The organism is Oceanibaculum pacificum (assembly GCF_001618175.1).
Lineage (GTDB): Bacteria > Pseudomonadota > Alphaproteobacteria > Oceanibaculales > Oceanibaculaceae > Oceanibaculum > Oceanibaculum pacificum.
This window is the reverse complement of record NZ_LPXN01000065.1, coordinates 1-6,812: the sequence shown is the minus strand read 5'-3', so window position 1 is coordinate 6,812 and position 6,812 is coordinate 1. Positions and strand designations below refer to the sequence as shown.

Sequence of the window (6,812 nt, the reverse complement as noted above, 5' to 3'; positions counted from 1 at the left end):
CGGAGCTGGGTGAGGGGAGACTGAGCATAGAGCGCGGAGCCTCCGGCTCCGCAGGTGGTCGAACGCTAAGGCGGGTAGAACATGACCAAGTGGGTGTACAGCTTCGGTGACGGCAAGGCCGACGGCAATGCCGGGATGCGCAATCTTCTGGGCGGCAAGGGCGCCAATCTGGCTGAGATGAGCAGCCTGGGCCTGCCGGTGCCGCCGGGCTTTACCATCTCGACCGAGGTCTGCACCCATTATTACGACAATGGCAACCAGTACCCGGCGGAGCTGAAGGCGCAGGCCGATGCCGCGCTGGCCGGCCTGGAAAAGGCGCTGGGCATGAAGTTCGGCGACCCCGCGGACCCGCTGCTGGTCTCCGTGCGCTCCGGCGCGCGGGCCTCGATGCCGGGCATGATGGACACGGTGCTGAATCTGGGCCTGAACGACATCACGGTCGAGGGGCTGGCCAAGAAGTCCGGCGATCCGCGCTTCGCCTATGATAGCTATCGCCGCTTCATCCAGATGTATGGCGATGTCGTGCTGGAGGTCGATCACGGCCATTTCGAGGAAATCCTCGAATCCGCCAAGGATGAGAAGGGCTATCGCCTGGACACCCAGATGACCGCCGATGATTGGAAGGCCGTCGTCGAGCAGTATAAGGCGAAGGTCGAGGAAGAGCTCGGCAAGCCCTTCCCGCAGGACCCGCAGGAACAGCTCTGGGGCGCCATCGGCGCGGTGTTCGGCTCCTGGATGAACCAGCGCGCGATCGTCTATCGCCGGCTGCACGACATTCCGGCCAGCTGGGGCACGGCGGTCAATGTGCAGGCCATGGTGTTCGGCAATATGGGCGATGATTGCGCCACCGGCGTGGCCTTCACCCGCAACCCGTCGACCGGCGAAAACCTGTTCTATGGCGAATTCCTGGTCAATGCGCAGGGCGAGGATGTGGTGGCCGGCATCCGCACCCCGCAGTCGCTGACGGTGCAGGGCCGCGAGGCCGCCGAATCCGACCTGCCCTCCATGGAGGAGGTGATGCCGGGCGTGTTCGCCCAGCTGATGGATGTGCGCGAGAAGCTGGAAAAGCATTACCGCGACATGCAGGACATCGAATTCACCGTGCAGCAGAACAAGCTGTGGATGCTGCAGACCCGCAACGGCAAGCGCACGGCCGCCGCCGCGCTGAAGATCGCGGTCGATATGGTGCATGAGAAGCTGATCGACCGGACCGAGGCGGTGCAGCGCGTCGAGCCGTCGGCGCTGGACCAGCTGCTGCACCCGACGCTGGACCCGAAGGCCGAACGCAAGGTATTGGGTCGCGGCCTGCCGGCCTCGCCGGGCGCTGCGTCCGGCAAGGTGGTGTTCACCGCCGACGCCGCCGAGGCGCAGGCCGGGCGCGGCGAGGCCGTTATCCTGGTGCGCATCGAGACCAGCCCGGAGGATATTCACGGCATGCACGCGGCGCGCGGCATCCTGACGACGCGCGGCGGCATGACCAGCCACGCGGCGGTCGTCGCGCGCGGCATGGGCCGGCCCTGCGTGTCGGGGGCGGGCGAGCTGCGCATCGACTACGCGAAGAAGCTGATGTATGCCGGCGAGGCCATCGTGAAGGAAGGCGACACGCTGACCATCGACGGCGCGTCCGGCGAGGTGATGCTGGGCGAGGTGCCGACCATCCAGCCGCAGCTCTCCGGCGATTTTGCCGAGCTGATGGAATGGGCCGACGGCATCCGCACCATGAAGGTGCGCACCAACGCCGAAACCCCGGCCGACGCCCGCGCGGCCCGCAAGTTCGGCGCGGAAGGCATCGGCCTGTGCCGCACCGAGCATATGTTCTTCGATGCCGAGCGCATCGTCGCCGTGCGCGAGATGATCATGGCCTCGACGGAGAAGGGCCGCCGCCTGGCGCTGGCCAAGATTCTGCCGATGCAGCGCCAGGATTTCGTCGAGCTGTTCCAGATCATGAAGGGCCTGCCGGTCACCATCCGCCTGCTCGATCCGCCGCTGCACGAATTCCTGCCGCACACCGACGAGGAGATCGCCACGGTGGCCAAGGCGGCCGGCGTCGATGCCGAAGCGCTGCGCCAGCGCGCCGTGCAGCTGAAGGAATCGAACCCGATGCTGGGCCATCGCGGCTGCCGCCTCGGCATCTCGTACCCGGAGATCTACGAGATGCAGGCCCGCGCCATCTTCGAAGCGGTCGCCGAGGTGTTGAAGCAGGATGGCGATACGGTGACGCCGGAAATCATGATTCCGCTGGTCGCCACCCGCAAGGAGCTCGACATTCTGAAGGCCGTCATCGACCGTACCGCCAAGGCGGTGATGGAAGAGGCGGGGCAGCAGATCACCTATCTGGTCGGCACCATGATCGAGCTGCCGCGCGCCGCGCTGAAGGCCGCCGAAATAGCCGAAAGCGCCGAGTTCTTCAGCTTCGGCACCAACGATCTGACGCAGACCACCTTCGGCCTGTCGCGCGACGATTCCGGCTCCTTCCTGAAAACCTACGAGGATCAGGGGATACTGGAGGGCGATCCGTTCCAGTCGCTCGATACCGAGGGCGTCGGCGAGCTGATGGCGATTGCCGTCGAGCGTGGCCGCAAGACCCGCGCGGATATCAAGCTGGGCATCTGCGGGGAGCATGGCGGCGACCCGGCCTCGATCCAGTATTGCCAGGAAGTCGGGCTGGATTACGTCTCCTGCTCGCCCTTCCGCGTGCCCATCGCCCGCCTCGCCGCCGCCCAGGCCGCGATTGCCGGCGGAGCCGCCGCGCTGCGCAAGAAAGAGAACGCCTGATCGAAAAAAGGGGGCGGGTCCGGCAAGCCCGCCCCGACAAGCTCGCCCGCGCTCTCGCCGCATGCGATTGCCTGTCTATCGATAGACATCTTTAGGTTGTATTCTGTGTCCGGACGCGGCTTTGTCGGGGGCGGGCATGCGGAACGGAATCATTCAGGGCTATTTCGCCGCCGGTCGCATGCCGCGCGGTCTGGTGGTCCAGCGTCATGGCGGCGGCGAATCGTTCCAGGTGACGCCGGCGATGGCGGCCCGGCTGGGCGCGGGCGGTGGTCAGTCCCTGGGTCAACCCCTACCGCCGGCGATCCAGCGGCGCATGGAAAGCGTGCTGGGGGCCAGCCTGGGCGATGTGCGAATCCGCATCGGCCCGGAAGCGCCGGCCTTGGGCGCGGTCGCCTTCACGCTCGGCTCCACCATCCATTTCGCGCCCGGCCGCTACGATCCCAACAGCCGCCAGGGGCTGCAACTGCTCGGCCATGAACTGGCCCATGTCGTCCAGCAGCGCCAGGGCCGCGTGCGCAACCCCTTCGGCAGCGGCATCGCCGTGGTCAGCGACCGCGCGCTGGAAGCGCAGGCAGACGCCATCGGCGTGAAAGCGGCGATGGCGGTAGGGATGCCAGGCGGCGGGGCCGTGCAGCGGCAGCCGGGCCTTCCGACATCCCATCCGCATCTGGTGGCGCAGCCGCGCTGGTCCTGGGGGGCTGCCGCCGGCGTGGTGGGGGCGGGGCTGGCCTTCGCAACCGGCTTCGGTGCGGTCGGCATCGGCGTCGCGGGCGTGACGTCCTTGCTCGCCGGCCATTATCTCAGCGGCGATACGCCGGGCGGGCAGCTCAACGTGCCGATCGCCCGCCGGACCAACCGGCCAGCGCGCCTCAGGAATACGCCGCCGCAATACAGCATTACCCTGAACGCCTATAAGCATGGCCGGCTCGATGTCGGCCACGCCTTCGTCACCATCGAGATGGATGGCCAGGTGACCATGGCGATGGGCCTGTCGCCGCGCGATCTGCCGGACGACACCTTGCGCAGCAGGATTGGATATTTTCTGAATACGGCGAGAGGGCAATCGGGGCGTATCTATGTCGAGTTTGACAGCCTGGGGGACGGCAACCTGAAACGGAAGACCTGGCCGATCAGCGAAGCGCAGGCAGCCCGCGCCATGACCAAGATGAACGAGGATCGCCGGCTTAATCTCGATACGGCGCGGAATGATCCCGGTGATCATGGATGGGGCGGCGGACCGTCCTATAACGCCTTTTCCAACTGCGCCTCCTGGGCGCTTGACGTGCTTGCCGCTGCCGGCATCGGGACCTGGGAATATCGCGGTCTCATCACCCGGCCCGGCGCTTTCTATAACGCGATCTGATTTCTTGTCCGCGCCCGTCTGGCTAGAACCCGCGCTTGCGCCGCCCTGCGGCATCCGTGATACTCGCGCCCCTTATCATTTCATGACGGATCGGGTGCGGGACATGAGCAAGGAGCGGGTCTATCTCTACGACTCCACGCTCCGCGATGGCGGGCAGACGCAAGGCGTGGATTTCTCCGTGCCGGATAAGATTGCGATTGCCCGCGCGCTCGACCGCCTGGGCATCGACTATATCGAGGGCGGCTGGCCCGGCGCCAACCCGACCGACGACGCGTTCTTCGGCGCGCCGCCCAAGCTTTCCCGCGCGCGCCTGTCGGCCTTCGGCATGACCCGGCGGCCGGGCCGCTCGGCGGCCAACGATCCCGGCCTGATGGCGGTGCTGAACAGCAAGGCCAAGGTGGTGTGCCTGGTGGGCAAGACCTGGGATTTCCACGTCACCACGGCGCTGAACTGCACGCTGGACGAAAATCTGGAGATGATCGCCGACAGCCTGAAGCTGGCCGGCGAGCGGGCCGAGGAGGTGATGTTCGATTGCGAGCATTTCTTCGACGGCTACAAGGCCAATCCCGGCTTCGCGCTGGCCTGCGCCAGGACCGCCTACGAATCCGGCGCGCGCTGGATCGTGCTGTGCGATACCAATGGCGGCACGCTGCCGCACGAGGTGGAGGCCATCGTGGCCGAGGTCGCCAAGCATGTGCCGGGCGACCGGCTGGGCATTCATTGCCATAACGATACCGAGAATGCGGTCGCCAACAGCCTGGCCGCCGTGCGTGCCGGGGCACGGCAGATTCAGGGCACCCTGAACGGGCTGGGCGAGCGCTGCGGCAACGCCAATCTGGTCTCGCTGATTCCCAGCCTGACGCTGAAGATGGGCTTCGATGTCGGCATCGGCGAGGATGGGTTGCGCAATCTGCGCGATGTCTCGCGCATGCTGGACGAGCGGCTGAACCGCCAGCCCAACCGCCAGCAGGCCTATGTCGGCGAATCCGCCTTCGCGCATAAGGGCGGGCTGCATGTCTCGGCCATCGAGAAGGACCCGCGCTCCTACGAGCATGTCGATCCGTCGCTGATCGGCAATGCCCGCCATGTCGTGGTTTCCGACCAGGCCGGCCGTTCCAACATCCTGGCCCGGTTCCGCGAGATCGGGCTGGAGATCGACCCCAAGGACCCGAAGGTCAACAGCCTGGTCGAGACGGTGAAGGAGCGCGAGTTCGAGGGCTATGCCTATGACGGCGCGGAAGCGAGCTTCGAGCTGCTGGCCCGACGCATGCTGGACCATGTGCCGCAATTCTTCACCTTGCAGCGCTTCCGGGTGATGGACGAACGCCGCTTTAACGCCCGCGGCCAGCTCGTCACCGAGGCGGAGGCGACCGTCAGCGTCGCCATCGGCAATGCGGTGCGCTACGAGGTGGCGTTGGGCAACGGCCCGGTGAACGCCTTCGACAATGCGCTGCGCAAGGCGCTGGTCGGCGATTATCCCGGTGTCGAGCATCTGCAACTGGTCGACTACAAGGTGCGCATCCTGACGCCGAACGACGGCACCCGCGCCATTACCCGCGTGATGATCGAATCCGAGGATGCCGACGGCGAGCGCTGGACCACAGTGGGCGTCTCGCCGAACATCCTGAACGCCTCGGTCGACGCGCTGTCCGACAGTATCACCTACAAGCTGATGCGCGCCGGCGTCCGCCCGGCGGCGTGAGCAAAAAAGACAAACACTCCTTGTCATTGCCGGGCTTGACCCGGCAATCCAGAGCGGCAGGCCGAGACGATACGGGCTTAGCACCGCCCCTGGATCCTCGGGTCAAGCTCGAGGATGGTGATGGAGGAAAGTTCGGAGCGTCCCTATCCATGACCATCAGCGCGTCCCCTATCGTCATCCTGGTACGCCCGCAGCTGGGCGAGAATATCGGCATGGCCGCGCGCGCCATGCTGAATGGCGGGCTGACCGAGATGCGCCTGGTGCGCCCGCGCGACGGCTGGCCGAACGAGGCGGCCTGGGCGGCGGCGTCGGGCGCCGACCGGGTGCTCGATGCGGCGGTGCTGTTCGATACGGTGGACGCGGCGATTGCCGATCTGAACCATGTCTACGCCACCACGGCGCGCAGCCGGGCGCAGGCCAAGCCTATCGTCACCGCGCGCCAGGCCGGGACCGAGCTGCGCGACCTGATCGCCGATGGCAGGCGCTGCGGCGTGCTGTTCGGGCCGGAGCGCGCCGGGCTGGAGAATGACGAGGTGGCCGCCGCCGACACGGTGCTGACCGTGCCGCTGAACCCGGACTTCACCTCGCTGAACCTGGCCCAGGCGGTGCTGCTGCTGGCCTATGAATGGTATCAGGCGGGCGACGAAACGCCGGGCCGCTACCTCTCCGGCGGGGCCGATGTGCCGGCGCCCAAGGCCGAGTTCGAGAATTTCATGAGCCGGCTGGTCGAGCATCTGGAGCGCGGCGGCTTCATGACCGAGCCGCATCTGCGCCACACGGTGACGCGCAATTTGCGCAACGCCTTCCAGCGCGCCGCCCCGACCGAACAGGAGCTGCGCACCCTGCACGGCGCGGTGAAGGCGCTGACCAAGGCGGGACCGGCAGAGTAGGGACTGGTGCGGGTCTCCCCTCACCCGGCCTTCGCTAGGCTCGTTCCCTCGCCAAGCTCCGGCATCCCTCTCCCCTTCCGGG

Annotated in this window: 4 protein-coding genes; all 4 read left to right on the top strand. The window is 66.8% G+C overall.

Features of this window, described 5'->3' with window-relative positions; translation table 11 throughout:
- The first annotated feature begins 81 nt into the window (after positions 1-81).
- The 4 genes from ppdK to AUP43_RS04880 all read left to right on the top strand — a co-directional run bounded on the left by ppdK (position 82) and on the right by AUP43_RS04880 (position 6,730).
- Complete coding sequence (ppdK, locus tag AUP43_RS04895; RefSeq protein ID WP_067553355.1) at positions 82-2,775, top strand: pyruvate, phosphate dikinase; 2,694 nt, start codon at positions 82-84, stop codon at positions 2,773-2,775.
- Positions 2,776-2,911: 136 nt separating this feature from the next.
- On the top strand, positions 2,912-4,138 hold the full coding sequence (locus tag AUP43_RS19200) for a DUF4157 domain-containing protein (protein ID WP_067553353.1): 1,227 nt from the start codon (positions 2,912-2,914) through the stop codon (positions 4,136-4,138).
- Positions 4,139-4,241: 103 nt separating this feature from the next.
- Positions 4,242-5,840: a citramalate synthase gene (gene cimA, locus AUP43_RS04885; RefSeq protein WP_067553347.1), complete on the top strand. Its 1,599-nt coding sequence runs from the start codon at positions 4,242-4,244 to the stop codon at positions 5,838-5,840.
- A 149-nt stretch (positions 5,841-5,989) separates the two neighbouring features.
- Positions 5,990-6,730 carry an RNA methyltransferase gene (locus AUP43_RS04880; RefSeq protein WP_067553345.1) on the top strand — a complete coding sequence of 247 codons (741 nt, stop codon included), beginning with the start codon at positions 5,990-5,992 and terminating at the stop codon, positions 6,728-6,730.
- Positions 6,731-6,812 lie beyond the last annotated feature (82 nt).

Excerpts from the sequence above, each read along its gene's own strand:
- AUP43_RS04880 (WP_067553345.1), top strand. The coding sequence starts at position 5,990 with ATGACCATCAGCGCGTCCCCTATCGTCATCCTGGTACGCCCGCAGCTG.
- cimA (WP_067553347.1), top strand. The coding sequence starts at position 4,242 with ATGAGCAAGGAGCGGGTCTATCTCTACGACTCCACGCTCCGCGATGGC.
- AUP43_RS19200 (WP_067553353.1), top strand. The coding sequence starts at position 2,912 with ATGCGGAACGGAATCATTCAGGGCTATTTCGCCGCCGGTCGCATGCCG.
- ppdK (WP_067553355.1), top strand. The coding sequence starts at position 82 with ATGACCAAGTGGGTGTACAGCTTCGGTGACGGCAAGGCCGACGGCAAT.